30 protein-coding genes and 1 riboswitch are annotated in these 25104 nt (G+C 53.1%); of the genes, 6 read left to right on the forward strand and 24 right to left on the reverse strand.

Features of this window, described 5'->3' with window-relative positions; all coding sequences use genetic code 11:
- Nucleotides 1-45: 45 nt before the first annotated feature.
- The 5 genes from EV294_RS22460 to EV294_RS22480 all read right to left on the reverse strand — a co-directional run bounded on the left by EV294_RS22460 (nt 46) and on the right by EV294_RS22480 (nt 3035).
- Entirely contained in the window at nt 46-654 is a 609-nt protein-coding gene (locus EV294_RS22460; protein WP_132310886.1) for a polysaccharide deacetylase family protein, read from the reverse strand.
- A gap of 107 nt (nt 655-761) precedes the next feature.
- On the reverse strand, nt 762-998 hold the full coding sequence (locus EV294_RS22465) for a hypothetical protein (protein ID WP_132310888.1): 237 nt from the start codon (nt 996-998) through the stop codon (nt 762-764).
- A 282-nt stretch (nt 999-1280) separates the two neighbouring features.
- Complete coding sequence (locus EV294_RS22470) at nt 1281-1751, reverse strand: MEKHLA domain-containing protein (protein ID WP_132310890.1); 471 nt, start codon at nt 1749-1751, stop codon at nt 1281-1283.
- Nucleotides 1752-1771: 20 nt separating this feature from the next.
- Nucleotides 1772-2473 carry an HAD family hydrolase gene (locus EV294_RS22475; protein WP_132310892.1) on the reverse strand — a complete coding sequence of 234 codons (702 nt, stop codon included), beginning with the start codon at nt 2471-2473 and terminating at the stop codon, nt 1772-1774.
- 94 nt (nt 2474-2567) lie between these two features.
- Nucleotides 2568-3035: a heme-degrading domain-containing protein gene (locus tag EV294_RS22480; protein WP_132310894.1), complete on the reverse strand. Its 468-nt coding sequence runs from the start codon at nt 3033-3035 to the stop codon at nt 2568-2570.
- A gap of 201 nt (nt 3036-3236) precedes the next feature.
- On the opposite strand from EV294_RS22480, the gene EV294_RS22485 reads away from it, so the two are divergent.
- Nucleotides 3237-3578: a winged helix-turn-helix transcriptional regulator gene (locus EV294_RS22485; RefSeq protein WP_207918178.1), complete on the forward strand. Its 342-nt coding sequence runs from the start codon at nt 3237-3239 to the stop codon at nt 3576-3578.
- A gap of 152 nt (nt 3579-3730) precedes the next feature.
- Nucleotides 3731-4444 (forward strand): SDR family oxidoreductase, encoded by a 714-nt coding sequence (locus EV294_RS22490; RefSeq protein WP_132310897.1) that lies wholly within the window; start codon nt 3731-3733, stop codon nt 4442-4444.
- Between the two features lie 159 nt (nt 4445-4603).
- Here the strand turns inward: EV294_RS22490 and EV294_RS22495 are convergent, their stop codons facing one another.
- From EV294_RS22495 to EV294_RS22505, 3 genes are all read right to left on the reverse strand, one after another.
- Nucleotides 4604-5425, reverse strand: a complete 822-nt coding sequence (locus EV294_RS22495) for a squalene/phytoene synthase family protein (RefSeq protein ID WP_207918180.1) — start codon at nt 5423-5425, stop codon at nt 4604-4606.
- A 203-nt stretch (nt 5426-5628) separates the two neighbouring features.
- A complete protein-coding gene (locus tag EV294_RS22500; RefSeq protein WP_243711759.1) occupies nt 5629-6159 on the reverse strand; it encodes an endonuclease domain-containing protein in 531 nt (176 codons plus the stop codon).
- Nucleotides 6160-6523: 364 nt separating this feature from the next.
- The gene (locus EV294_RS22505; protein ID WP_132310898.1) at nt 6524-7273 is read right to left on the reverse strand and encodes a YheC/YheD family protein; all 750 of its coding nucleotides are present in this window, start codon (nt 7271-7273) and stop codon (nt 6524-6526) included.
- Nucleotides 7274-7491: 218 nt separating this feature from the next.
- Between EV294_RS22505 and EV294_RS22510 the strand changes: the two genes are divergently transcribed.
- Nucleotides 7492-8538, forward strand: coding sequence for a YheC/YheD family endospore coat-associated protein (locus EV294_RS22510; protein ID WP_132310899.1), 1047 nt, complete (start codon nt 7492-7494; stop codon nt 8536-8538).
- 13 nt (nt 8539-8551) lie between these two features.
- Nucleotides 8552-9619, forward strand: a complete 1068-nt coding sequence (locus EV294_RS22515) for a CapA family protein (protein ID WP_132310901.1) — start codon at nt 8552-8554, stop codon at nt 9617-9619.
- Nucleotides 9620-9760: 141 nt separating this feature from the next.
- Here EV294_RS22515 and EV294_RS22520 read toward each other — a convergent pair whose 3' ends face one another.
- From EV294_RS22520 to EV294_RS22595, 16 genes are all read right to left on the reverse strand, one after another.
- The gene (locus EV294_RS22520) at nt 9761-10270 is read right to left on the reverse strand and encodes a C40 family peptidase (protein WP_132310902.1); all 510 of its coding nucleotides are present in this window, start codon (nt 10268-10270) and stop codon (nt 9761-9763) included.
- 300 nt (nt 10271-10570) lie between these two features.
- Nucleotides 10571-11677 (reverse strand): alpha/beta hydrolase, encoded by a 1107-nt coding sequence (locus EV294_RS22525; RefSeq protein ID WP_165930777.1) that lies wholly within the window; start codon nt 11675-11677, stop codon nt 10571-10573.
- Between the two features lie 67 nt (nt 11678-11744).
- Nucleotides 11745-12755 carry a KamA family radical SAM protein gene (locus EV294_RS22530; protein WP_132310905.1) on the reverse strand — a complete coding sequence of 337 codons (1011 nt, stop codon included), beginning with the start codon at nt 12753-12755 and terminating at the stop codon, nt 11745-11747.
- Between the two features lie 181 nt (nt 12756-12936).
- A riboswitch (cyclic di-AMP (ydaO/yuaA leader) is annotated at nt 12937-13075 on the reverse strand.
- A 93-nt stretch (nt 13076-13168) separates the two neighbouring features.
- Nucleotides 13169-13543: a hypothetical protein gene (locus tag EV294_RS22535; protein ID WP_132310907.1), complete on the reverse strand. Its 375-nt coding sequence runs from the start codon at nt 13541-13543 to the stop codon at nt 13169-13171.
- Between the two features lie 42 nt (nt 13544-13585).
- Entirely contained in the window at nt 13586-14413 is an 828-nt protein-coding gene (gene thiD, locus EV294_RS22540) for a bifunctional hydroxymethylpyrimidine kinase/phosphomethylpyrimidine kinase (protein ID WP_132310908.1), read from the reverse strand.
- 23 nt (nt 14414-14436) lie between these two features.
- Complete coding sequence (gene thiO / locus EV294_RS22545) at nt 14437-15543, reverse strand: glycine oxidase ThiO (protein WP_132310910.1); 1107 nt, start codon at nt 15541-15543, stop codon at nt 14437-14439.
- Nucleotides 15544-15577: 34 nt separating this feature from the next.
- Nucleotides 15578-16357, reverse strand: a complete 780-nt coding sequence (locus tag EV294_RS22550; protein WP_132310912.1) for a thiazole synthase — start codon at nt 16355-16357, stop codon at nt 15578-15580.
- A 7-nt stretch (nt 16358-16364) separates the two neighbouring features.
- On the reverse strand, nt 16365-16562 hold the full coding sequence (gene thiS, locus EV294_RS22555) for a sulfur carrier protein ThiS (RefSeq protein WP_132310913.1): 198 nt from the start codon (nt 16560-16562) through the stop codon (nt 16365-16367).
- Complete coding sequence (gene thiE, locus EV294_RS22560; RefSeq protein ID WP_132310914.1) at nt 16546-17190, reverse strand: thiamine phosphate synthase; 645 nt, start codon at nt 17188-17190, stop codon at nt 16546-16548. The genes thiS and thiE overlap by 17 nt, the downstream gene beginning before the upstream one ends.
- A 22-nt stretch (nt 17191-17212) precedes the next feature.
- Nucleotides 17213-18235, reverse strand: a complete 1023-nt coding sequence (locus EV294_RS22565) for a thiazole biosynthesis adenylyltransferase ThiF (RefSeq protein WP_132310916.1) — start codon at nt 18233-18235, stop codon at nt 17213-17215.
- A 91-nt stretch (nt 18236-18326) separates the two neighbouring features.
- Nucleotides 18327-19346 (reverse strand): ABC transporter substrate-binding protein, encoded by a 1020-nt coding sequence (locus EV294_RS22570; protein WP_132310917.1) that lies wholly within the window; start codon nt 19344-19346, stop codon nt 18327-18329.
- A gap of 90 nt (nt 19347-19436) precedes the next feature.
- Nucleotides 19437-20186 carry an ABC transporter permease gene (locus EV294_RS22575; RefSeq protein ID WP_132310919.1) on the reverse strand — a complete coding sequence of 250 codons (750 nt, stop codon included), beginning with the start codon at nt 20184-20186 and terminating at the stop codon, nt 19437-19439.
- Nucleotides 20186-21010, reverse strand: coding sequence for an ABC transporter ATP-binding protein (locus EV294_RS22580; RefSeq protein WP_132310921.1), 825 nt, complete (start codon nt 21008-21010; stop codon nt 20186-20188). The genes EV294_RS22575 and EV294_RS22580 overlap by 1 nt, the downstream gene beginning before the upstream one ends.
- Nucleotides 21007-21699: a thiaminase II gene (gene tenA / locus EV294_RS22585; RefSeq protein WP_132310923.1), complete on the reverse strand. Its 693-nt coding sequence runs from the start codon at nt 21697-21699 to the stop codon at nt 21007-21009. The genes EV294_RS22580 and tenA overlap by 4 nt, the downstream gene beginning before the upstream one ends.
- Before the next feature lie 249 nt (nt 21700-21948).
- Nucleotides 21949-22125 carry a DUF3934 family protein gene (locus EV294_RS22590; protein ID WP_132310925.1) on the reverse strand — a complete coding sequence of 59 codons (177 nt, stop codon included), beginning with the start codon at nt 22123-22125 and terminating at the stop codon, nt 21949-21951.
- Between the two features lie 66 nt (nt 22126-22191).
- Nucleotides 22192-22800 (reverse strand): TetR/AcrR family transcriptional regulator, encoded by a 609-nt coding sequence (locus tag EV294_RS22595; protein WP_165930778.1) that lies wholly within the window; start codon nt 22798-22800, stop codon nt 22192-22194.
- Between the two features lie 156 nt (nt 22801-22956).
- Here EV294_RS22595 and EV294_RS22600 point away from each other — a divergent pair, with 156 nt between their 5' ends.
- Complete coding sequence (locus EV294_RS22600; protein ID WP_132310929.1) at nt 22957-23868, forward strand: ABC transporter ATP-binding protein; 912 nt, start codon at nt 22957-22959, stop codon at nt 23866-23868.
- Entirely contained in the window at nt 23865-24677 is an 813-nt protein-coding gene (locus EV294_RS22605) for an ABC transporter permease subunit (RefSeq protein ID WP_132310931.1), read from the forward strand. Before EV294_RS22600 ends, EV294_RS22605 begins: the two co-directional genes overlap by 4 nt.
- Nucleotides 24678-25104: the final 427 nt, after the last annotated feature.

Here is a 25104-nt window from a genome sequence, read left to right on the forward strand (position 1 = left end):
AGCCGCCTTAACGATGTCCTGCATCGTTAAGCTTCTTGTGCCCTCCTACTCCGCCAGGCGAAGCAGCTCGCTCACGGTTACCAGCCGGTACCCGCTCGCCGTCAGCTCCTTCGTCAGCACGCGCACCGCTTCTACCGACTGCGAACGGTCGCCAAATCCGTCGTGGAAGATCAAGATGCTGCCATTCCGCACTTCCTTGCGCGTCGTTTCGAGGATATGGTCAACGCCCGGCATGTCCCAATCCTTGGCTTCCATGTTCACGGCGCCGATTGACGGATAGCCATCGCGTTCAAGCATGGCATCCACTCTCTCGTCCCGCGCCAGATAAGGCAGACGCATCGTTGCGGCCCGCGTTCCCGTTACCTGCTTGATAAGCTCCTCCGTACGCGAAAGCTCGCTTTCGAATTCTTCGTCCGACAGCTCGGTCATATTGGGATGCGTATACGAATGGTTGCCGATTTCATGTCCTTGCTCATGGACAAGCCTCGCTACCTCCGGATGAGCAGCGATTTGTTCGCCGATCATATAGAAGGTTGCTTTTCCCCCTGCTTCTGCGAAGATCTTCAGCAGCTCCGGCGTGTACACCGGATGGGGTCCATCGTCAAACGTAAAAGCAACAGCCTTACTGGACGTATTAACGGATTGAATGACCATAACGATTTAGACTCATCTCCTGTCGGTTAATTTCTTCCCTAGTTTAAACCTCTTCTCAAAAGCTTGTAACTAGATAAATGACGGAACAACCCTAAACAATTAAAGGTTCATAGCATAAACATGACCATATAGTTTATCAACAGCCCTGCTGCGCCAAGCGCGGAATACGGCCAATGATTTTCAATTATAAAGGACGCTACAAGCACGATCAGCGAAAAGAATGCGCCAAGCGTCCCTCCAATCATCGCAACAGCCGTATCCGTCCACAGAAACGGAAGATAGCCGCCGATGATGTACAACACGAGGCAGAACAAGCTCCGCCCGTACTTCACGAACCGTGCCAAAAAATCCGCCAGACACGCGAAAAGCAAGCCATAGCCGTAAAAGAAACTAAAGGGTATACTCAATCCCCTACCTGACATTTGATGAAGTTTAAACCCGTTGAATAGAAGAATAAAAACCAATAGCCCTACTCCCACCCCAAACAGCCTGGAGGCGAGATATCGGACAAAAACGCGCCAAGGTACCGCGTACGACATAAAGACCATTCCTTTTCGCTCAAGTATGGAACGACTTTATCGTATCAAGCGGCTTGCCGTCCGTGCAGTTCTATCTTTTGTAGAACCCTACAAAAATTTATAATCCAGGAAGGTCGCCGCCTGCCCTCTGTAAATCCCCTGCTCATCCACCAGATTCCATACCGTAGCGTTAACGATGTAGAATCTCCGTCCCGTCCTGGAGATCCGGATGCCGGTATAGTTATCGACATAACCGTTTGCCGTCACCTGCGTAAAAAACCGGTCCCGTTCCGCCCGCTCCATCGGCTCTGCCGTAAGCCGCGAAGGCGTGCTGGTCAGCTGCTCCCATGTCATCTCCCACAACTCCAGAGCCATGCGGTTACCGTAATTCAACACCGGATCGCTCTCCGTCCCATGCGACAAAATCACTCTCGGAGCCGTAAACAGCAGCTCCTCCAGCCCCTTCTCCCTATCATGCTCGGCGGACACCAATTCCTGCCCCGTCCATCTCCGGTAGCTGTCCGCGAGCAGCCTGTTATGCTCATAAGTTGCGCCTACGCCTGTTAGCGGCTTGTCCACTATGTTCACCATCCCTTCTGTTATTCCGCTTCGTTCCCCTTACTCCGAAGCAGCCATCGTTCAGCTGCTTTTAAATCGTCGCAAACATAATCCGGTTCGGGCCCTTGCGGCTGCCGTTTATGGAGCCGGTTCAGCCAGATCGTCTGAATCCCAAGCTTGCTTGCTCCCACAACGTCGCTGCTATAGGAGTCGCCAATATGCACAATCTCCGAGGGCTTGAGACCGCAGCGCTTCATGCCCTCAAGAAACAATTCCGGACGCGGTTTGTAAGCCCGCACGTCCTCGCTGGTCACGATGCCCGTCACTTTGATCCCGTGAAAAGCAGCCGCTGCCTCAATATCCGCCGTATCGATATTGGATAAAATATAAATCGGGAGATCCCTGAAAGTCGAGAGAAAAGGCAAGGTGTCCTCATACAATTCCGGCTTCATCCAATGCTCAAACTGCCTTCGGATAAGCTGCTCCGCCGAACAGTCCGACTCGAAATGCGCAAGCGTCTCGACGAGAGACAGAAGCCCCAGCTCCCGTTGCGGCTTAAACTTCTCCCCAAAGCTCGCTTCAAAGAAGCCGGACAACGTCCTCCACCAATATTGACCGATATCACCCGGCGCGCAAGGGGTCGCCGCGCTTGCCCGGATTTGCTCATATATCGATGGTAAAATATCGTCATCCTCATGCACCAGCGTCCCGTAAAAATCAAGAAAAACAGCTTTTGCCCTCATCCCGGCACTCCCCTTTCCCCTCAAGCAAACATAAAAACACCTCCATGCCTAATCTCGACGATTAAAACGGAGGTGTCTATTCAAATCGATTGTCCTATCCCTTCATCAAAAACTTGCGGATGCCGTCTACCGCCGCTTGATGGTCCTCTTCGCCAGTCAGGCCGGAGACGGTAATCGTGCCGACTTTGCCTTGGCCGCGGACGATAATCGGGAACGATCCGCCTTCGCCTTGATAGTCAGAAAGCGGCAGGCCCGAGCTTTCCGGGAACGTTGTCCCTTGGTCTCGGAACATCTCGCCAACATATAAAGAGCTGTGGCCAAAATGGTTCACAACATTTTTCTTCGTGTTCACCCAATAAATATTGTCCTTCGAAGTCCCCGCCATGTAGTGGGTATAGAGCGGATGCTCGTCGTTCTCGATATGTACCGCAATTCCTTTGCCAATCGCATCCTTCGCGTGCTGTACCACGATGTTGCCCAGTTGCAGCGCGTCCTCGTTGGTGAAAGAATCGAACTGAAGCTCCTCTTCCTGCGCAAGCAATGTCTTCATCAAATCGTTCATCGTCCTATCTCTCCCTGCATCCGAATCTACCAACCCCATCTTACTATAAAAATAACCCCTTGGAAACCGCAATGCCTGGGCTCCAAGAGGTTCGCATGCTCATCCCGCGATTCGGCTTGGACATCTACTCCCCCGGAGCTATCGATTGTGCTACTATGAGAGCAAACAGACGGAGTGCGCCAAGGGAAGGATGGAGACAGCGTGATTGAACCTATTGCATTAAATAAAGGAACGCCCGGCGAGCCTTGTCCGATTGAAGCTGCGCTGGACGTCATAGGAACCAAATGGACCTTCCTCATTATCCGCGATCTGTTGATCGAGGGGACGCTTCGTTTCAGCGATCTGCTGAAAGGGATGGACGGCATCAGCCCCAAGACGCTGTCGCTTAGGCTGAAGGAGCTCGAAGCCAAGGGGATTATCGGGCGAAAAGTATATCCGGAGGTACCGCCTAGAGTGGAATACACCTTAACGGAGAGGGGCAGGCAGCTGGAGGGGATTTTTATCGAGCTGAAACGGTTTGGCCTTGCTTTGGGTGAAAAATAAAATAAACCCGCCATCCTCGACACGGCACAATCCTTACTTTTCGGTAACTATATGAATAAAATAACACTACTTCCCAAACGGAATTATTGGCGGTATGCTGTGCTCATTGCAAGAGCAAATCGCTCATACGTTCAAATTGGGAGGAATCAGGCATGCTGAAAAATCAAAGAATTGCCGTTATCGGAGGAAGCTCGGGAATTGGACTGGAGACGGCACGGCAGGCTATCGAGCAGGGTGCGGAAGTGGTTATCGCAAGCCGTTCGGAGGCTAAGCTGCAGGCGGCTGTTCATGAATTGGGTCCCGCCGCATCCGCTTATGTGCTGGATACAACGGACGAGGAGCAGGTGAAGCTCTTTTTCGAGAGGGTGGGAGATCTGGATCACCTGGTCGTCAGCGCGGCCGAAACCTCGGGCGGTGCTTTTCTCCAGACCGAATCGGCCCGTTCCCGCGAGCTGTTCGAGAATAAATTCTGGGGACAATACTATGCGGCCAAATACGGCGCGCCTAAGCTTGCGGATAACGGATCCATTACGTTGTTTTCGGGTGTTGCGGCCTATAAAGCGATGGCCGGTTCAGCCGCTCTAGGAGCGGTTAACGCAGCCGTCTCGAACCTGGGTCAGACGCTTGCTCTTGAGCTGGCCCCGCTTCGGGTTAACGTGGTGTCTCCCGGCATTATCGATACCCCATCCCGAAGCAAAATGCCGGAGGAGGCGCGGAATCAGCTGTATCGTACGGTGGCCGGAAAGCTCCCTGCTAAGCGGATCGGTTCCGCTTTAGATGTAGCGTCATGCGTGCTTTATCTGATCCAAAACTCGTTTGTTACCGGTACCGTCCAGCATGTGGACGGGGGGCATAGGCTCACCTAAGCGATTGGAATCGTTTGGTTAATATTTGTAACATACTCGAAATGTAATGTTCATCTTTCTTTAATGAACATTGCCTATAATAGAACTCAACCCCCCTTTTAATAATATAAATACTTAGCCCCACAGCATCGTGCTGTGGGGCACTTTCTTTGTATGGAGTTACATGATCTTGCCGACGATCTTCAGCACGGCGTCCCGCGTCAGTTTATTGCCGCCGGCGGCAATCAGGTTAACGGTCGCATGGGCAAGCGACAGCGGAATCTGGCAGAAGCTGCGGGCAGGGCCTTTTTTCAAATCCGCGAGATACTCATCCGCTAGCTTCAGGTTGCGCCGGGTGTAACGCAGCATGTCCTTCAGATCCCAGCCGTCCGGGAAGAAATCTACGCCGCGCTCCATGTCCTCCGCACGGTTGCGCATAATGTTAACCGCTTGTAACCCCCGACCGAAAGCAACCGCCTTGTCACGGTCGGTCTCCGTCCCGTCATGCCAGCGCCAAATATCGGAGAGCATTTCGCCTACCATGCCGGCAACGCTGTAGGTGTACTTATCCAGATCCTCTTCCGTCCGGATATTCCACGAGTGTCCCACCCAATCCGCCATCTGTTCAGCCATCATCGCAATGTAGTTGTATACGGTTGGGGCAATGCCGGCCGGGCAAAGCCGCGCCCATTCGGCCATCCGCACCGTAACTTCCGGGAGCTTATCCATGTGAGGCTGCCACACTTGCTCTAGCGATTCCTCGAAATTTTGCGATTTCATCGCTTGCGCCGCTCCAAGGAGCAGTTCTTTTTTGATCGGAGCAGGCAGCTTCTCATCGTCTTCTACCTCGTCAATTGCTCTCATGCACAGGTAGGCGGACGCCACGGCTTCTCTTAACTCCGGTATCAGCTTGCTGATGGGAATATAAAAGGTCCGGCTTGTCAGCTTCAGCATCGTCATTGCGTCGTTCAACATCATGTTCGTAATGGGAATTCCCTCCATGCCACGGTAAAATCTCACGAAAAATTTCTTATGTATCCATCATACTTTAACATTTCCCCAAAAGTAAAATTTTCGACCCAATTCGACCGATATGCGGCATAAAACAGGCTGAGCATGGTCTGCCGGAGGCTTTTCAGGGGTGATTCCCCTTCACGGGAAGCCTTAACGATGTCGCACATCGTTAAGCCTGCCACAACCCTCGCTCAAGCCTTCCGCTTCCCGAGGCGATAGTAACGAACGCGTTCTCCTTGGGAAACCGACATCAAATACCGCTTATCTACCAGGTCCAGCATCAGCTTCCGCGCAAACTGCGCGCTAATCCCCATTGCCTTGCTAACCTCCACTGGCGAAACAGGGTCTAATTGATAAGATACAATCCGAATAATCTCCCTTTGATGCAGCGTAATCTCCCGGTCTGCTCCTTGGCCGTATAACTTCCCTAGCAGCTGCTGCAGCTGCTGCTGGCATTGCCGCGGACGCTCCTTCACGTCGTCAAACGAGAAACGAAGCACGGTCCAGCCGTCCAGAACCAAATGATTCTGCCGTTGCAAGCGATCAGCAAAGCCCCGGCGATCGATATCCCGGGAATGCGGTCCGTAACCGTTAATCTCGATGGCTATCTTGTGCGGATGACGAAGGTAGGCAAAGTCCAGAAATCTAACTCCGTCCTTAAAATCGCTCACCTCATACTCGCCATGCAAATACTCCGTCCCTCCGATTGCCGGCAGCCACACATGCTCCAAGAATGACTTCTCCGCGTGTCCATGTTCTTTGAGCTTCCTTTGTCTCTCACTGCTTCCCGCCTTCAACTGCTCTGCCAGCCACTCCTTGTAATAGGCCTCGAACTCGAATATACAAATCCTCCTCTTGAAAATAAAATGACCGCCCCCTTCCGTAAGCAACGGAAAAGAGCGGTGTGCTTCACACGCTATTTATTACCCCATTAATATACCAAATTTTGCATTCTTAATAGTCTCATTGAACATTTTTACAAGCGACAAACAGGGGGTAATTCTGAGACAACGTAAACACGGGAACCGACAGAAAGGCCGTTTATAGTTACTCCTATTAAACGCACTGCTCCCTCACCACCCGCCCCTACCCATCTCCTCTAATGGCCTTCACCGAAGAAGCAATCTGGGCGTACAGCTTAGGATTGGAATGATAGCGGAACAGCTGGAACTGTGGTTTCGTATTGGCCTCAAGCAGCCAGACGCGGTGCTCGGTATCGATTGCGATGTCCAGGCCAAGCTCCGTTATAAGCGGAAAATGCTTTTTCATCCCGGACGCAACCTTAAACGCCATCTCCCGAAGCTTCACTTCCCATGTCTCGCATTCCTGCTTCGTTAAGCCAAGCGCCTGATGCAGCCGGATCGCTTTTCCCCCGCTGCTATGGTTCGTCACGAACCGGTTAGGCGCCGCCATCTTGCCCATAACGCCGAAAAACTTCCAGGTTTCGTCCCGCCGCAAATGCAGAAGGATACGAAAATCTATGGGGTTCCCGTTAAGCTGAATCAGATTGATTCCCTGCTGCATCAGATACCGCTTGGTACCGATCAGCTGCTTCAACTTGATGGCCGCGAACTTCGCGGATTGGAACGAATAGCGGCTGTTCTCCGTCCGAATGACGATTCGGCCATCCTTATAATAAACCTTCATGACACCCTGTCCCTTCATGCCAAGATCCGGCTTCACGAACAGGACGGGGTAACGGTCAATCATGCTGATAAAACCCTTTGGCGTAAATTGCTCCGTATCCGGCAAGTAATCGCGGAGCTCTTCTTCACCAGACAGCGCTACATGCTTTAACCATTTTCGCCCCGGATATTTAATCATATAGCCTTTCATGGTGGAATCTCCTCCATTGATGTACAGCAGTTACGTGTCCTTCTGCATGAGGCTAATCGCTTGCTCCATACTATTCCTTCCACCCGCAAAAAGTACCTTCAACGGACGCCTCCCCCTTGAGGAATGGGCGTTTATCCCATGCCGGACAAATATCATGCTTCATATGATACTACACAGTTCCGACTACAGCTTAAGGCCATAGGACAGGAGAAACAAAGATGAGCGACATCTTAGGAATCATGACCCATCGGATCGGCCATGCGGGAAGCTTTGCAAGACATGCCAAATCCGCCCTCGCCGAGAAGTTCAGCGGCATTCTCGTTTACACCCCTAAAGATGTGAACCTGACAACCCGAAGAATAACAGGCTACGTATATAAAGGCGGAACCTGGAGCAGGCAGACCCTGCCTTTTCCCAAGATGAACATGGATATCGGATTTTACAAAGGATCGCAAGTCAGCAGAGCCACTCTGGTCAAAAAAGCGCCCTCTTTCCCGTTTACCGGCTACGGCATCGGCAACAAAATGAGGATCCAGAAGCATCTGCTCACGTCCCCCGTGCTGAAGCCGTATCTTCTTCCTACCGAACCGGTGAAGGACCCCGGCAGCTTTCTGGCCTTTGTGAAAAAGTATAATAGCGTCATGCTCAAGCCGATTAACGGCTGGGGCGGCAGAGATATCGTACGCGTCACGCTGGAGCACGGACAATACAAAGTGCAGACCAACGGCGAGCAGACGCAAAGGATGAGCGCCGCGGGCATCCGTTCGTTAATTAGACGGTCCTTGAGCAAGGAACGTCAGATCATGCAGCAGTGGATCGATATCCGGAACAAGCAAGGAATCATCTATGATATTCGCGCGTTAATGCTGAAGAAAAGCGAAGGGAACTGGCAGACGACGGGAATTGCCGTGCGGGAAGCAAAACGCGGCCGGATTACGTCCAACCTGAAAAGCGGCGGCCATGCCTTTGAAGCCAGCTCCTATTTGAAGAAAGAATTTGGCGACGAAAAAGGCGAAGAACTCACCAAATCCGTCCGCGAACTCGCGGAATATATTCCGACGTTTACTGAAAACTCCTACCATGCCCGCCTTTGCGAGCTTGGCATCGACCTGGCGGTGGACGTCCACGGAAAGCTGTGGCTGCTTGAGATCAACATCAAGCCCGGCAAAAAAATTATGCGGCAGCTGTATGGACTCAAAGCCTGGGAGCAGGCCCTGCATACGCATTTCCAATATGCCCGCAGCCTGCTGCCAAAAACCAAATAAACGGAGATGAATCATGAGTACGGAAATAACGATAGCCGCAGTCGGGGATTTCCTGATGAAGACGCGTATCATTAACTCCTGCAAGGGGGAAAAAGGGTATTCCTTCGACCATCTGTTCGAGCCGATCGCCCCTTATCTGCGCAATGCCGACCTGACGATCGGCAACCTGGAAACCGTATTTGCGGGTAAAACCTCCGAGGACGCTTATAGTGTCGTGAAACGGCATCCGCGTACGAACTGGCCGATGTTCAACTGCCCGGACGCTTTCGCCGATACCTTGAAAAATCTCGGCTTCGACTTTGTCTCGACAGCCAATAATCATTGCATGGACAATGGCATTAACGGTCTGAAGCGTACGCTCAGAATTTTGGATGCCAAAGGGATTGCCCACACCGGCACTTACCGGACGCAGAGTGAAGCGCAGCAACTGGTCGTCAAGGAAGTCAAAGGCATCAAGATCGGCTTCCTTGCTTATACGAAAACCACCAATAAAATTCCGGTTCCTTCGGACCATAAATGGGCGGTTGACCTGATCAATCCGGCCAAGATGGTTTCCGACCTGAAGCGGCTTAAGGCCAAAAACGTCGATCTGACCATCGTATGCCTGCATATGGGCAGAGAATACTCGAATTATCCGGTTCAGAAGCAAAAGGATATGGTGCAATTATTATTCAAAAATGGAGCCGACATTATTCTCGGCGCCCATTCGCATACCATACAGCCAGCCGTCTTCTACAAAAGCGGGTCGAGTATCCGCAGATTCGCCATCTATTCCCTCGGCAATATTATTTCGACCCGCCTCTATTACAATGACCATACCTTAACCGGACTTATCACTCAGCTGCAGGTGCGCAAGCTTGATGACGGCACCATTCGCATCAAGAAGGTCGACTTTATCCCAACCTGGACGCGGATCAGCAAAACGGGAGGACGAAGCGCCTTCAAGGTCTTCCCTCTTACCGCCCATTTAAAAAAGCTCGATCCGTCCAGCGCCGAAGCCGTCCGGATGAAAAAGATGATCCAGCATGTCCGACAGCATATCGTAAAGGATCCCGACTCCGTCAACGCGGAAATCATCTAACCAACGCAAAAAGGCCGTACGGATCACTCCGTACGGCCTTTCCCTGCTCTTTTAAGCAATTAAATATTGTCTTTTTATCTTGATTTTAACCTCAACGGAGTCATTCGAATGTTCCTTGCATCAAAACTGAGATAATAAGAACTATTTAATCACGCGACGTCCCACGATGAAGCGCTCTTTATAATAGCTATCGTTAACGTTCGATACGATAACGTCCTTCGAAGGGCTTGCGTTATGAATCATTTTGCCGTTGCCGATATAGATGCCGACATGGCCTACGTCTTTATGGTTTTTCGAGCCGCTGTTCCAGAAGAACAGAAGATCTCCTTTTTTGAAGTTGCCGTAGCCTACTTTAGTTCCCACTTTAGCTTGATCATCATCGTCACGGTTTACGAGAGTAACGCCTACATTAGCAAGTTTATATACAAGCGCTGTGAATCCGGAGCAGTCCGTAGCGTAAGGGGCTTTTTTCTCTTGACGGTTCTGCCAGCTTACATAGTTCACTTTGCCTTTCAGGTTCAATGCGGTTTGAACAACCTTATTCCTCTTCGCATCGGCAGACATGGATGCATCCGCGGTTGTGTGCAACAGGGCCGTTACCGGCAAGGCGATAGCTACCAGCAGCATAGCAATTTTAGTCATGAATTTCATATAAATACTCACTCCCTAACTTGTTGATAAGGCTATTATAAATAGGCTGGGAACCCTAAGAACACCCGCAAAAATTGGCAACGAGCGGTAAATGAAAGCGTTACGAATGCTGTAATCTAGGCGTTTCATGGGTCTTAACCACTTTCTGAGAATCGCATGAGCTTTGATGAGTATTTTCTTACTTGTTGCGTGCTAGCAAGTATGCTATAATCCTGATTTTTCATATTTTCATGTAAGTTTAACGCAAAAAGCCCGTTCTTCCATCAAGGAAGAACGGGCTTGGAAAAACTATCTCTTCTATTATAGGGCTTTCAACGCATTTGCAATTTCGATACATAAATCCTCCGCCTGCGGCACAAAGCCCAAACGGTCAATAAAAGCATGCGTGTTGCCCTTGTAACGGATGGTCTTCACCGGAACGCCGGCAGCCGCAAGCTGCCTGCTGTAAACTTCGGACTGAATGCGCAGCCCGTCGAATTCCGCTCCGACGCATAAGGTGCGCGGCAGACCTTTACTGTCAGACAGAAGCGGACTGACATAAGGATTGCGTACGTCCTCCTCGCGCGGCAGATAAAGCTCCCACGCTTTTCTAACTTCCGGATCGGCTTCGGTGGGCCGTCCAATCCCCAGCATCGGATCAATCATAGTTCTTTGCTCGTCCGCCATCTCGAACTGGGACAGCTCCCACTCATAACCGTTCACCCCGTTAAGGAAGGTAACGCAAGGATAAATCAGCACCTGCTGGGCTACCATACGCGTACCCAGATCCCGGTCTTTGGTTGCTACGGCAGCCGACAGGTTGCCGCCGGCACTGTCGCCGCCTACGGCAATCCGGTTCCGGTCGATGCCGTATTCCTCGGCATGCTCGTAAATGTATTGAACGGCATTAAAGCAGTCGTTAAACCCGTTAGGGAATTTAAGCTCCGGAGCCAATGAATAGTCGATGTTAAAAACAACGGCATCCGCCAGCTCGGCGATTAGCCGGCAAGGGTTCTCCACCGCAAACACGGTGCCGCCAATCCACCCGCCGCCGTGTATATAGATAAGGCAAGGCTTATCGGGCTTCCGCATCGATTTGCGCGGATAATACCGCCATAGGCCAACTTCGTTATCGCCAAGCTTCACGCGTTCATAACCGGTGTAAATCTCCACCGTATTCAAATTACGGTTCGGAAATCCCATGGAATCGCGAATGAGCTGAAGCTGCTCCTCCGGGGTCGGAGGAGCGGCTGGGGCAGCCTTTTGTTGCCCGGCCCATTTCCTCATAAGCCGAAGCTCGTAAGGATCGAGATAACCGGCCCTTGTCTCCTCCGGATTAACCTTCACGATTACCTGCGTGCCGTTTAAGTTTACTTCCTCCTGCTGCGCTTGCAGGGCGTCCACGATTTCCTGACTGTAAACTCTCATTAACAGAAGCCTCCCGGGATGTGAAATGGTATCCCTTCTTACTTCTTCTTTCGCTTGCGAACATCCTTTATTTATTCTTGGCGGGTTGACCGGACGGCAGATAGACCATATGGTCATCATGCTCCGTCAAATCCTCCAGCCACGATGCTTCAGGAGGACAGTCCAGCATAATAAAGCGGCCTTTTCCTTCTTCTTGATAGTGATGATATTTCACGTAAGCTTTGCCGCCTTCTACGTCGAGCAGCTCAACCTTGCCGTAATCGTGGGCCATCAGAAGCCTGATCCGCTTCCCAAGCTCCGCGGTTAGCTCTTTGGCCTGCTGAACGATAGAGAACTGCGTTTGCAGAGGCAAGTTAGAGTCGGGATAAGAAGAATTAGGACGGTTAATGATAAAGGAATATGGCGAAACTCCAGCCTGGGACAGCTGATCGATCAGCTTGCCTAACAGAAGAGGGTCATTATTAACGCCCTTGACAATAGGGGTTTGATTTAGAACGACAACGCCCGCCTGGTGAAGGGCATTAAAGGCCTTCTTCGCCTCGGCCGTTACTTCTCTCGGATGGTTAATCGTGGTCATCAGATAGATCCGCTTTTCCGGACTTGAGAACCGGCTTAACATCTCTAACAGTTCACGGTCCTCGTAAATCCGCATCGGATTATGAACAGGCATCCTGGAATCCAGCCTAATCGTGCCGATATGCTCGATATTCCGCAGCTGCTCGATAATTCTGGTCAGCTTGGCAATGCCTAACATCAAGCTGTCTCCCGTCAGCACAACCTTATGAATTTCATTATGTTCGGCGATGTAAGCAATTCCTTCCGCTGCCTGGGATACCGGGAGAAGAACCATCGACTGATAAATGTGCTTACAGCCTGCGGCTTCCCACGTGTATTCCTGAATCGCATGAGGGGCTTCCCCTGCCGCCGCAATCAGATGCTTGCGGATCGGATCCTTCGGATCATCCCAGTCGATCAGGTTTAAGTAATAATCATTGACGCGAAAATGCTTCTTAAGACGTTCTCTTTCCGCCTCCGACAGACCTGCCGATCTATCGTTATCGGCCATTGGTTGCACCATTTCGCATCCCTCCAAAAGGTTTTTAAAAGCGTCACCTATGCCGGGAAGTCCATCCCACCTCCACGAAAAATGAAAAAAAGACCCCTGCAGCACAGAGAATGGTCATGGTCTGTGCGCGTTTCGGGCCTTAAAAACAGAAAAAGACCCTTCTAAGGGTCTATCGTTTGCAATTCGTTCGCAAAAGACCCATCTCAAGCTGACGAGGTTAGCTGACGGGCTCGGGATAGATGGTTCCCTACAGCCGGAAATCCGGCTGATTCGCCCCAAAAGATTGGTTTCCCCGCTTCTCGGCATCGCCGAGAACTAAGCTTATTTTAATTATCTCACAATTCTTAATATTGTCAACAATCAATCAAGAAAAATCCCCGCCCAAATTCTCGAGGAAGAATGGGCGGGGTTATATCATGGATTTCTCATTTTTTATCCACCTGAAGAAGAAATAAGTGCTTAACCGAAAACGTATCCTTGATGGTATCTTCCGAAATAACGTTCAGCTTGATGAGACCGGCGATTTTGGAGGTATCGGGCTTCGAGAGCAGCCGCCATACATCAGGATCGGGAAGAGCAGCAAACAGCTTGCTCTCATCAAATTCCTTGCGCTCCTGGGAAACAATCTTCACCTTGTAGCTGCCTACCTCCAGTTCGGAGAGGTCTAGCTCGGCGCAATGCTGTATAATTTCACCGCGCAGCTCGGACAATTCCTGCTCGATTTCCTTCTGCTTCTGCTTGAGCTGATAATACCGCTTGACCGTCTTATCTTCCAACTTATTCACGCTCCTCTTGATCATATGTATGATCGGGAGCGCGGAATTAGGACTGGATCTTGTCCACTATCTGGCTACTAATCCTCTTTTGCGGTATGCCCAATGATTCGTTGGGCCATGCCCGCTGCCGATGCTAATGCCGTCCTCAATGGCCGCCTGAATATAAGCTTTTGCCTGGCCAACGGCATCCTCGATATCAAGCCCTTGTGCCAGACCGGCCGTGAGCGCAGCCGAATAGGTGCAGCCGGTACCATGGGTGCGCTCGGTAGCGATCCGTTTGCCGGAAAGCTCGCTGTAGCCGCTGCCGTCGAAGAGCAGATCCACCGCTTCGGCACCAGACTCATGCCCGCCTTTGATTAAGACGTAACGGGCGCCGTAGCTCAGCAGCCTTTTCGCTGCCTCCAGCTTGTCGGCCTTGCCCCGGATGGCCATTCCGGTCAGATGCTCGGCTTCGGGGATATTGGGCGTAACGATCATCGTCAGCGGCAGCAGCTTGCGGGTTAAAGCCCGGATGGCCTCTACCTGCAGGAGCGACGCTCCGCCTTTTGCAATCATAACCGGATCAACAACAACCTTCGTCCATTTAAAGAAAGCAATCGCCCCGGCTACTTCCTCGATAATCTCGGCACTAAACAGCATGCCGGTCTTTAAAGCGTCAACGCCGATATCGCTGCCGACGGAGTGAATCTGCGCCTTTACCGCTTCCTTCGCGAGCGGAAATACGCCTTGCACGCCAAGCGTATTTTGCGCGGTAATCGCCGTCAGAGCGGACATCCCGTAGGCGCCCAGCTCCTGGAACGTTTTCAAATCCGCCTGAATGCCTGCTCCGCCGCCGCTGTCCGAGCCGGCAACCGTCAAAGCCCTCGCCACATGGCCATTGTTATATTCCGCCATTTCTATTTCACCCCGTTTATCGTTTAGTAGGAAAACCGTTCCGGCGCAAACGCCGGCAGCCTGCTGCCGTTATCGATAAAATCCGCGACAACCTGCGCCGTTACCGGACTGAGAAGAATGCCGTTGCGGTAATGACCCGCGGCCATAATGACGCGGCCACCGGATTCCCGCAGCGGACCAAGCAGCGGGAATCCGTCCTGCGTGGAAGGCCTGAGCCCCGCCCAGCGATGGAACGGCTCCCGCTCGGCGAGAAACGGGAACGCCTGCTTGTTCCACTTGCGCAGCCGCTCGATTCCCCGCTCCGTAACGGTTGTATCAAAGCCCGCCACATCCTCGGAGGCTCCGCATACAAGCGTACCGTTTGCTTTCGCAACCAGATAACCCTGATTGCAGAACACCATATGCTGCACCGGCTTTACTTCCGCTTCGTAAGCGCAGATCTGCCCGCGGATCGGATAGACCGGAATCCGGATATCGAATACATCCTCCAGCTCCTGTGCCCAAGCGCCGGAGCAGACGACCAGCCGGTCGCCGGTAAAGCTCCGGCCCTCCTGCGCTGTGATAACCAGATTATCACGCCATTCTTCGACGGTTACTTTGCCAAGCTGCTCGAAGATCGGAACGCCGGTCTGGCGGCATGCCTGCTCCAGCGCCAGCACGTAGTCCGGCGCATAGACATGGCTTTCCTCCGGCGTGTACAGCGCGGCCTTCACCTCGCGGGACAGCATCGGCTCCTGCCGGAACAGCTCATCCCCTTCCAGCACAACGCCGCCGGATCCATGCTCGCTTTGCCAGAGGCGCCGTCCCTCCAGCGCCAGCCGGTCCGCCTCGTGATAGGCAATATAGAGGCTGCCCGAATCGGTATATTCGAACGTCCGCCCGGACACCTGGCGGACTTCATCCCGCCATGACGGATACAGACGCAGACTTTCCCGGCACAAGCGGAAGAAATCATCCGGCCCCTCTACATTTTCGGAGTAAGGAGCAAGCATCCCGGCCGCCGCTCCGGAGGCCTGACCGCCGCAGCGGCCAATCTCCAGAACGATGGCCTGATGTCCGCGCTTCTGCAGTTCGAAGGCGCAGGAAAGACCAACTACGCCCCCGCCCATAATCACAATTGTTTCTCCCATGGTTAGACCAGCTTTCTATCAAGTTATCGGCCCGTTATTTAACGATAAACTGCTCGTGGCCGCTGCTTGCCGATGCGTAACGCTTCTTCGAGATCCGTCCGGACAAATACGACAGACGTCCCGCTTCAATCGCCAGCCTCATTGCCCGGGCCATGCCAACCGGATCCTTCGCTTTGGCAACCGGCGTATTCATCAAGACGCCCGATACGCCAAGCTCCATCGCCTGCGCCACGTCAGTGACTGAGCCCAGGCCCGCGTCCACGATAATCGGCACCTTCGCTTCCTCCACGATCAAGCCGATATTATACGGATTCAATAGGCCAAGCCCTGTGCCGATAGGCGCCGCTCCCGGCATAACGGCAGCCGCTCCCGCTTCCTCCAGCCTTTTGCACAGGATCGGATCATCCGAGGTGTAAGGAAGAACCGTAAAGCCTTCCTTGACGAGAATTTCCGTTGCCTTCAGCGTCTCCAGCGGATCGGGCAGCAGCGTGCGCTCATTGGCGCTGATCTCTACCTTGATCCAATCGCTGAGCCCCGAAGCCCGTGCCAGCCGCGCAATGCGGACCGCCTCCTCGGCCGTGCTAGCGCCGGACGTATTCGGCAGGAAGCGGAAGCCTTCTCCCTCCACATGCTGCAGAATCGAATCATCCTCGGTTGAAGCGAGGTTAATCCGGCGAATGGCAAAGGTCAGCACCTCCGCCCCGGATTCCCGGATTGCTTCCTTCTGCACATAAGGGCTCGGGAATAATCCCGTCCCGATAAAAAACCGCGAGGTGAGCTCATGTCCCCCGATATGCCATACATCCTTTTTCATCCTACGCTCAGCCTCCCCCGACAAAATGAACCAGCTCTATCTTCATCCGCGGCCTTACTTCCGTATCCGGCCACTGTTCCTTGGCAATAATCTCGCCATCCGCTTCCACGACGACCGGACGCTCTTTCAGTCCAAAAAGGACAATGACATCCTCGATCGTGCGGGCTTCCAGCTCTTTGGTCTCGCCATTAACGATCAGCAGCATGCGACTCTCCCGCTCCTTCCAGCTTGCGGAGGAAGGCTTGGCAGGTACCAGCGACATCGGAGCTTCCGACAATCTCGCTTACCGCGCAAATTCTTGTTGCTCCCGCCGCAAGCACTTCATCCACATTGCTCAGCTTAATCCCGCCAATCGCGACAAAAGGAATGAGGACCTGCTCCGCTACCTGTCGAACGTATGCCACCGTTACCGGATCAACGACGTCTACCTTTGTCTTTGTCGGGAAAACCGGGCCAACGCCGATATAGTCGGCGCCTTGCGCTTCGGCAAGCAGCGCTTCCTCAATCGCATGCGTGGATATGCCAATGATTTTGTCTCCGACACGCTCTCTAGCCTTCGTGAGCGAGACGTCGTTTTGCCCCAGATGAACGCCGTCGGCGTCTACTTCCAGCGCGATATCGATATAGTCGTTGACGATAAAGGTCACGCCGTATTTCCGCGTCAGCTCCCGCAGCGCTTTCGCCTTGCGCAGCACCTCTTCCGGGCTGCCGTCCTTATCCCGCAGCTGAATAATATCCACGCCGCCTTTGATCGCTTCCTCCATCACTTCCAGCATGTCGCGGCCGGGATGGAACTGCTCTCCCGTGATCGCATACAGACGAAAATCCTTCATCCTGCTCTCATCTCCCCTATGATCAATATCCGATATATCTCGCGTACAATGTCTTCGCACGGACAATGTCCTCCGTACCCTGAACCAGCACCCTGCCATCCGGAAACAATACCAGCCGCTCTCCTTCCGGCAGCTCGGCTTTGAGCAGATAAGCGTTAAGCTCTACCTTCACCGCAGCCGGCTCCAGCCGTTTGCGCCATTGCAAGAGATCCAGCGGTCCATGTCCGCTGATCTGCACCGTGCTGCGGCCGCATAAAGACACCGTCGAATCCTTTTCCGTCACCTGCAGTGCCGGATATTCCTTCAGCTGACAGCAAGGGCAGTCTTTCTTTGCCTCTCCAAGCTTCATTTCGTAGTAATAGTTGCTCCACAAATCGAAGGTGACCAGACTATTGCGTCTGGCCTGCTCCGCTTCAACCAAATATTTAAGCGCTTCTACCGCCTGGTAGGAAGCGACAATATCCACAACGGGCGCGATAACGCCGATCGTATCGCAGGTTTGGCCGCCGCTGTCCGCCGAAGGGAGGAAGCAGCGCAGGCAAGGCGTTCTGCCGGGCACCAGAATCGCGCTCATGCCGCGCGAGCTGACCGCACCGCCGTAGGTAAACGGAATGCCTTTGCGGAAGCACGCATCGTTGAGCAGGAACCGGGTCTGGAAGTTATCCGTTCCGTCCAGCACCAGGTCCATGCCGTCCAACAGCTCATCGATGTTATGGACGGTCACATCCGCCACAATCGCCTCGATCCGCACATCCGAATTGATCCGGCGGAGCTTGCGCTCCGCGGCAATCGCCTTCGGGTAACCTTCTCGCACATCATCCTCGTCATACAGCATCTGGCGCTGCAGATTGCTTTTTTCCACATAGTCCCGGTCCACAATGCGGACCCGTCCAACACCGGCGCGAACCATATGATTCGCCAGCACGGTGCCAAGCGCGCCCATCCCGATCACGCATACCGAGCTTTCGCCCAGCTTCCGCTGACCTAGCTCGCCGATCGGCGCAAACAGCATTTGCCTTGAATATCTCTCCAGTCTCTCATCCATCTGCCAAACCTCCTTAAAAGAATGGTCACACTAATGGCCCCTTTGAGGCCGTTGTGACGATTCTTACTTCGTAAGCATCATTCAATATAACCTATAAGTTGCGGAAAGCATCCGCCGCCTTCACCGGCTTCTTGATCTGACCATGCTCCGTCAGCCAATTAATAATGCTGTTCCAGGAATCCTCGGATTGGCTGGCAAAAGGCTCTTCCCCCGCATCCATGAGCGGCAGCAAAATCTGCAGGCTTTGCTTCTCGATATCCGCATCCAGCGGGAAGTCGGTGCTCTGCTTATCCAGCAGCAGCTTCAGCGCTTCATCCGGATGGCTTGCGGTATATTCCTGGCCTTTCGCCGCGGCCGCGAGGAACCGTTTGATCGCGTCGCCCTTGCTGCCGAGCTCTTTCTCGCTTGCCGTCAGCACCAGCTCGTAGTAATCCGGAACGCCGTAATCCGCCGGGTTAAACGAGATCAGCTTCTCGCCTTCCTTTTCGAGCAGCAGCTTCTCGTGATTGATATAACCGCCGATAATGCCATCGACGCGGTTTGTTGTCATCGCCGGAATCAGATCCCAGCCGATATCGACATAATTTAGTTTCGACGGGTCGCCCCCATCCGCCTTCACCATGGTATTAACCATCGCTTCATCCAGAGGAAGGGACGGATAACCGATTTTTTTGCCTTCGAGATCCTTAGGCGTTTTAATTCCCGTCTCCTCCGTCACAAACAGCTGATTCAGCGGATGGCGGACAATCGCCCCGACGGACACGACCGGGATATCCTCCGAGCGGGCAACGGCTACTTGCGTCTGGTAGCTGAGCGCCAGATCGGCTTTGCCCGTAGCGACCAGCTTCAGCGCGTCGTTCGTGTCGGCAGGCGTCTGGAGCTTGACCTTAAGCCCTTCTTCTTCAAAATACCCTTGTTCCTCCGCCGCATATAAAAACGTATGTACCGCATTCGGATACCAGTCCAGCAGCACCGTTAACTCTTCCGTCTTTTTCTCGGAATTGCTGCCGGCGCTGCCGTTCTTCTCCGAAGAGCACGCTGTCAGCAATAAGGCGAATACAAGGGCTAATGCTAATCCTGATTTGATAAATCGATTATGATTTCTGAACATAAGTATAATCTCTCCCTAAAAATAATTGCTTTTTTTATCTATCTGACTCCAGCCGTATTGGCGGTGGCCGTTCTTTCTTCGTAAGATGATCTAAACACGCCGGTGCCCAAGCACCAGTCTCTCCATGATTTGCGCGGCAACAAACAATGCAATGCCCATCAGCGACAACAGCAGCACGCCGGCGAACACGTCGTCGCCGCGAAGCATATTCGCTGCACGCTTCGTGTAGACGCCAAGCCCGGATTCTCCGCCCAGCCACTCGCCAAGCGTAGCCCCTCCGACGCTGATGGCGGCAGCCATCTTTAGTCCGGTGAAGAAGGACGGCAGCGCGGAAGGAATCTTCCATTTCAGAAACAGCTGCGCTTTCCCCGCTCCCATTGAACGGAGAAGCTCCCCGATCTCGCGGTCAGCCGTGCGGAAGCCGTCCGCCGTATTGACGGCCACCGGGAAGAAGGTAAACAGAATAACAACCGAGATTTTGCTTCCGATCTCATAACCAAACCACATGACCATAATGGGCGACAAAGCGATAATCGGAATGGTCTGCGAAGCTACGATTAACGGATAAATCGTTTTGCGCGCAAGGCTGGAGCCGTCGATCCAGATCGCGGACAACACGCCAAACACGACCGAAAATACCAGGCCAAGCAGCGCCTCCCACAACGTCAGCGCAAAATGCTTGCTCAGCAGCGCTGCATGCCTTCCAAGCGCGGCAATAACATCCGACAGCCGCGGAATGATATACGCCGGAACATCAAATACGCGGGGCCCAAGCTCCCAGCATCCGGCCAGCAGCAGGATAAATAGGAGGATCGGAAGCTTATCCTTAAGCAGCTTCATCAGCCTGCGCCCCCTTCCGCGCCGGAGGCAATTCTGCCAAGCTGCTTTAGAAGCCGGCGCTTCAGGTCAACGAACCGTTCATCTAACGTAGTCTCGTAGGTTCGCGGCCTTGGTAAATCCACTACAAGCCGCTCAAGCTTCTTAATCGGTCTCGATGCGGCAACAAGCACCTGGTCCGAGAGCAGCAGCGCCTCGTCGATATCATGCGTGATGAACAGGATCGTCTTCCGATGCTTCTCCCACACCTGCAGCAGCCATTGCTGCATGCCGATCCGGGTCATGGCGTCAAGCGCGCTGAACGGTTCGTCGAGAAGCATCAGCTCCCCGCCGGCAAGCAAGGAGCGGAGGAACGATACCCGCTGCCGCATGCCGCCCGACAGCTCATGCGGGTATTTCGCTTCCGTGCCTGCCAGCCCCAGTTCAGGCAGCATCTCAAGCACTCTTCGCCTCGCATCGCGCTTCGGCACGCCGTTAAGCTCCAGGCCGATAGCGGCGTTATCCTGCACCGTCCGCCAAGGCATCAGGCAGTCGCGCTGCGGCATATAGCCGATGGTGCCGCGCTGGCCGGGATCGATGCCAGCTGCCGCGATCGTGCCCGATTCAGGCTGGAGCAGACCGGCAAGCAGACGGAACAGGGTTGTTTTGCCCATGCCGCTTGCGGCTACGATGCTGACGAATTGTCCCTTGGGCACTTCCAGATCAAGTCCGTCGAAGAGCGGTTCCTCGCCTTCGAACCGGTAGGTCAGCCCTTTAACGGTCAACCCTGCCAATCCCGGTGAGTCTTTTTCCAGAGGCCTCTCTACGGTAACCTGCTGCCTGTTCACACTGGCCACTCTTCCTCTCGGTAGGCCATATCCCAGAACATGTATTCAAGCTTGGAAGCCATGATGAAATGCCGCTCGAGCTTCGCCAGCTCCGGCTCCGGCAAAGCTTCGGCCAACCTATCCATGATGCCGATGCACCAATCGGTAAGCTCGCCAAACTCCTCGGAGCTGTACATCAGAATCCAATCCCGGTATAGCGGATGATCAAGCGCGCCGGGCGCTTCGGCGAACAGGACGCCGATCTCCCGGTAGCTCCACATGCAAGGCAATACGGCAGCCGCAACCTCCGCGAGGGAGCCGTGCGCGGCAACGTCAAGCAAAAATTTGGTATAAGCGATAGTGGTAGGCGACGGTTCCGTACTCTCCAGCTCTTCCTTGGTCACGCCGAATCGCTCGGCGTATTGCCGGTGCAGCGCCATCTCCACGTTCAGAATGGAATGGCACAGCTCGGAGAACTTCCCCATCGTATGGAGGTCGTTAGCCTTAATGCTGCCGTAAGCGAACATTTTGGCATAATCGATTAAGTAGACGTAGTCTTGCTTGAGGTAAAAGATAAACTTGGCGGGATCAAGCGTCCCAGCCTTCAGCTCCTCGAGGAAAGGATGACGGTGGCTCCGTTCCCAGACCCCCTTCGAGCTCTCGTACAATCTCCCGGTGAATTTGCCGGTCCTTATCGTTTCCGTTTGCATTGCTTTCTGCCACTCCTTTTCTTTAGTAACCTTCGGTAACTAACGAGGGGGCGCTAGAACAACAGAAAAAGCCATCCGCGAATACACGAATGGCTGTAATTCGATCGGTTCTCTACGCCAGCATTACCTGGTTCAGATTAACGGTCAGGCAAACAAGTAGCCTATCTCAGCCGGACTTTATCCAGCACCCGCACGCATTATGCAATTACACTCACTATAACGGATCTGTGAATGTTAGGCAATAACCTATTATTCTTCGCTATCCGGTTTATTTGCTCCGCCGGCTTCTTCCTTCTTGCTTGCTCCGGCCTTCGGCCCTTTGCTGAATACCCGCTTCGCGCTCTTCTTCTTGGCTGCCTTATCCCAGCGGCTCCAGCCCTTCTTGCCGGTTCCTTGTCCGATGCCGCTCTTTTTTGCTTTCGTCAATCGATACCGCTCCCTTGTCCTCTAATACGGTGTATTGTACCAATAGCAGGGCGGTAATAGCAATGTTTAAGCTTCAGTCCCCGGTTCCATCCCGCAAACGCCATAAAAGAACAAGTGGAGAAATTCCTCGAAGAATTGCTCGCCGTTCCCGCTTTGCTGCGCCTCCTCCAGCAGCCTTTGGGATTGCGCCACAAACATGTTCACATAGGTCAGAATCATCTCCGTGGATACTTTATCCGAGATTTGCCCCTTTCGCTTGCACTCCTCGATAAAAGCATGCATAAGCGGCATTGCCCTCCGCTGCGTGACCTCATCGATATAAGCGGTAAACGCCGGATCGCCGCTCATCATCTGCTGGATGAATGCCGGCGTGAAGCGGCGGAAGGCTTCGGTATCGGCCTTAACCACATACTCCACGAACTGCTGAAACGTTGGACCGCTGCTCATAAACCTTTCGAAATCGTCGACATGCTCCGCGACGTAATGCTTGAAAGCTTCCCTTATCAGATCCTCCTTGCTGCCAAAATAGTTATAGATCGTCACCTGCGACACCCCTGCCTCGGCCGCAATGTCGGCAATGCGGATATGTTTAGGCTCGCAGGTCTGAAGCATGGCGAGGACGGCCGCCCTGATCTTCGCTTTAAGCTGCTCGGCTCTTTTTTCGAATCCGTTCATGTTACCCTCCGGCTCTAAAATAAATATGAAAGTAATGAAATTATAACATATAAATATTTCATAACCCATTGACTTCTCTTTTGACCGAGCCTATCATAATGATGAAATATAGGTCTATTAATATTTCATAATTTCTCGAAAGAAGGTGCGGTCAGCATGCTGGTCGTAGACGGTTTGACGAAGCTTTTTCCTGGCGGCAAAGGGATTTCCGATGTGTCCTTTACCGTGGAGCAAGGTGAGGTGTTCGGCTTTCTTGGCCCTAACGGCGCCGGAAAATCCACAACGATCCGCCATATCATGGGCTTTATGAAGCCGGACAACGGAAGCGCGTCGATTAAAGGACTGGACACTTGGAAGCAGCAAGGGATCGTGCAGAAGCTGGTCGGCTATTTGCCGGGGGAGATTGCTTTTATCGAAGGAATGACGGGCAGGGACTTTCTGGATTTTCTGGCCCGCATGCAGCGCGTGGACAGCGCGGCGCGACGCAAGGAACTGATCGAACGGCTTCAGTTCGACGTCTCCACCCCGATCCGCAAAATGTCCAAAGGGATGAAGCAGAAGGTCGGCATTGTCGCCGCTTTTATGCATAGACCGGAGCTGATTATTCTGGATGAGCCGACGTCCGGCCTTGATCCGTTGATGCAGCAGCTGTTTATTGAGCTTGTGCTGGAGGAGAAAGCCCGCGGTACCACCTTCCTTATGTCCTCCCACAGCTTCCCGGAGATTGAGCGGACCTGCGACCGCGCCGCGATTATAAAGGACGGCCGTTTGGTCGCCACCAATAACATTCACGAGCTGCAGTCGATGCAGCGAAAGCTGGTTGTCATCGTATTCGAGCATCCGGAGGATGCCGAGGCTTTCGTTAAGAGCGGCCGCGTACCGGTGGAGTCCCGCGACGGAAAACGGGTTACCGTGGCCGTTCAAGGCAATTATAACGAGCTGATTCATGAAGCCGCGAAATACAAAGTGCGCAGCCTGGACATTACCGCGCAAAATCTCGAGGACGTCTTTATGCAGTACTATGACCGAAAGAACGATAAGGACGGAAAGGAGGCTGCCGCTTTATGAACCTTCCCCTGTTCAAGCAAATGATGAAGATTCATCTGAAGGGCATGAGCAATTACGCGTTTGGCTCTGCCTTTTATATCCTGCTGATGTTCTGGCTGTATCCCGGCATCGCGGACAATACCGGCGCGTTGAATGAACTGTTGAAATCGATGCCGGAAGGCATTGTAAATGCTTTTAATATCCAAGGCGGCTTTGGCAGCATGGAAGCTTTTATTTCCGGCGAATATTACGGTCTTATCCTTCCTCTTCTGCTGTCCATCTTCTGCATTATGCTGTCGACCGGTCTCATGGCCCGCTTGGTGGATCAAGGCTCGATGTCGTATCTGCTATCCACGCCAACTACCCGGAGGCAGGTTGCGGCAACCCAGGCAGGCGTGTTGAGCACGGGGCTGCTGATGATCATGCTGGTAACGACCGGTGCCGGCATGCTCGGTTATGTATGGTTTATCGGAGACAAGTTTGCGTTTAACGGTGGGCGGTACATTGAGATGAACGTCGTTGCCTGGATGCTGTTTATTGCCGCAAGCGGCATTACCTTTCTGATCTCCTCGGTGATGAACGATGAGAAAAAGGCGCTTGGCACCTCCGGATTTATCGTTATCGGCATGTTCGCGCTTGATATGCTTGGCAAAATCAGCGACAGCGTGGAGTGGCTGAGGTACATTTCGATTTTCTCCCTGTACCGGCCAAGCGACATCGCTGCCGGCAGCGGCGATCCGCTGCTCTCCTCGCTGGTGCTGCTGGCGATTGGCCTCGCCTGCTACGCCGCAGGCGTTATCAGCTTCAGCCGGCGGGATTTGCCGCTGTAACGGCCGCAGCGTTCACCGTAAACGGCTTGGGCAAGTCCGGCCACCGGACACGGGGATGGCATAAGTGCTGGAATACCATCCAGCCTGCAGCACACAACCTGGAGCAGAGCACTCGCTTGCGTGCCCGTACCCAATTGCGCCGTTAAGGTCCCTAAAGGGCCTTAACGGCTTTCTTTTTGTCTTAGCAAGGAAGCTTAAGATCCCTTAGGGCCCTTAAATGTGCAAGCATTGGCATTTTTCTTGCCAATTCGGGCTTTCGTTAGTCCTTAAGGTCTCTGAGGGACCTTAAGGACTTCATATTTCACCTTGCGGAGCCAGATAAGATCCCTCAGGGACCTCTGTCAAGAAAGTGGACACTGCTTAAGAGCAATTAGCCGATCTGTTGGTAGTACTGTGCTTCGAAACGTTCCGGAGACAGGTAGTTCAA

The organism is Paenibacillus sp. BK033 (assembly GCF_004345425.1).
Classification (GTDB): Bacteria; Bacillota; Bacilli; order Paenibacillales; family Paenibacillaceae; genus Pristimantibacillus.

What these genes read in the sequence shown, in the direction of transcription:
- tenA (WP_132310923.1), bottom strand. Translation starts at nt 21,699, where the DNA reads ATGCAAACGGAAACGATAAGGACCGGCAAATTCACCGGGAGATTGTAC.
- EV294_RS22605 (WP_132310931.1), top strand. Translation starts at nt 23,865, where the DNA reads ATGAACCTTCCCCTGTTCAAGCAAATGATGAAGATTCATCTGAAGGGC.
- EV294_RS22535 (WP_132310907.1), bottom strand. Translation starts at nt 13,543, where the DNA reads ATGATCAAGAGGAGCGTGAATAAGTTGGAAGATAAGACGGTCAAGCGG.
- EV294_RS22570 (WP_132310917.1), bottom strand. Translation starts at nt 19,346, where the DNA reads ATGTTCAGAAATCATAATCGATTTATCAAATCAGGATTAGCATTAGCC.
- EV294_RS22480 (WP_132310894.1), bottom strand. Translation starts at nt 3,035, where the DNA reads ATGAACGATTTGATGAAGACATTGCTTGCGCAGGAAGAGGAGCTTCAG.
- EV294_RS22460 (WP_132310886.1), bottom strand. Translation starts at nt 654, where the DNA reads ATGGTCATTCAATCCGTTAATACGTCCAGTAAGGCTGTTGCTTTTACG.
- thiE (WP_132310914.1), bottom strand. Translation starts at nt 17,190, where the DNA reads ATGAAGGATTTTCGTCTGTATGCGATCACGGGAGAGCAGTTCCATCCC.
- EV294_RS22525 (WP_165930777.1), bottom strand. Translation starts at nt 11,677, where the DNA reads ATGAGAGTTTACAGTCAGGAAATCGTGGACGCCCTGCAAGCGCAGCAG.
- EV294_RS22595 (WP_165930778.1), bottom strand. Translation starts at nt 22,800, where the DNA reads ATGAACGGATTCGAAAAAAGAGCCGAGCAGCTTAAAGCGAAGATCAGG.
- EV294_RS22475 (WP_132310892.1), bottom strand. Translation starts at nt 2,473, where the DNA reads ATGAGGGCAAAAGCTGTTTTTCTTGATTTTTACGGGACGCTGGTGCAT.
- EV294_RS22565 (WP_132310916.1), bottom strand. Translation starts at nt 18,235, where the DNA reads ATGGATGAGAGACTGGAGAGATATTCAAGGCAAATGCTGTTTGCGCCG.
- EV294_RS22550 (WP_132310912.1), bottom strand. Translation starts at nt 16,357, where the DNA reads ATGAAAAAGGATGTATGGCATATCGGGGGACATGAGCTCACCTCGCGG.
- thiS (WP_132310913.1), bottom strand. Translation starts at nt 16,562, where the DNA reads ATGCTGCTGATCGTTAATGGCGAGACCAAAGAGCTGGAAGCCCGCACG.
- EV294_RS22505 (WP_132310898.1), bottom strand. Translation starts at nt 7,273, where the DNA reads ATGAAAGGCTATATGATTAAATATCCGGGGCGAAAATGGTTAAAGCAT.
- EV294_RS22495 (WP_207918180.1), bottom strand. Translation starts at nt 5,425, where the DNA reads ATGGAGGGAATTCCCATTACGAACATGATGTTGAACGACGCAATGACG.
- EV294_RS22600 (WP_132310929.1), top strand. Translation starts at nt 22,957, where the DNA reads ATGCTGGTCGTAGACGGTTTGACGAAGCTTTTTCCTGGCGGCAAAGGG.
- thiO (WP_132310910.1), bottom strand. Translation starts at nt 15,543, where the DNA reads ATGGGAGAAACAATTGTGATTATGGGCGGGGGCGTAGTTGGTCTTTCC.
- thiD (WP_132310908.1), bottom strand. Translation starts at nt 14,413, where the DNA reads ATGGCGGAATATAACAATGGCCATGTGGCGAGGGCTTTGACGGTTGCC.
- EV294_RS22490 (WP_132310897.1), top strand. Translation starts at nt 3,731, where the DNA reads ATGCTGAAAAATCAAAGAATTGCCGTTATCGGAGGAAGCTCGGGAATT.
- EV294_RS22520 (WP_132310902.1), bottom strand. Translation starts at nt 10,270, where the DNA reads ATGAAATTCATGACTAAAATTGCTATGCTGCTGGTAGCTATCGCCTTG.
- EV294_RS22530 (WP_132310905.1), bottom strand. Translation starts at nt 12,755, where the DNA reads ATGGTGCAACCAATGGCCGATAACGATAGATCGGCAGGTCTGTCGGAG.
- EV294_RS22575 (WP_132310919.1), bottom strand. Translation starts at nt 20,186, where the DNA reads ATGAAGCTGCTTAAGGATAAGCTTCCGATCCTCCTATTTATCCTGCTG.
- EV294_RS22510 (WP_132310899.1), top strand. Translation starts at nt 7,492, where the DNA reads ATGAGCGACATCTTAGGAATCATGACCCATCGGATCGGCCATGCGGGA.
- EV294_RS22515 (WP_132310901.1), top strand. Translation starts at nt 8,552, where the DNA reads ATGAGTACGGAAATAACGATAGCCGCAGTCGGGGATTTCCTGATGAAG.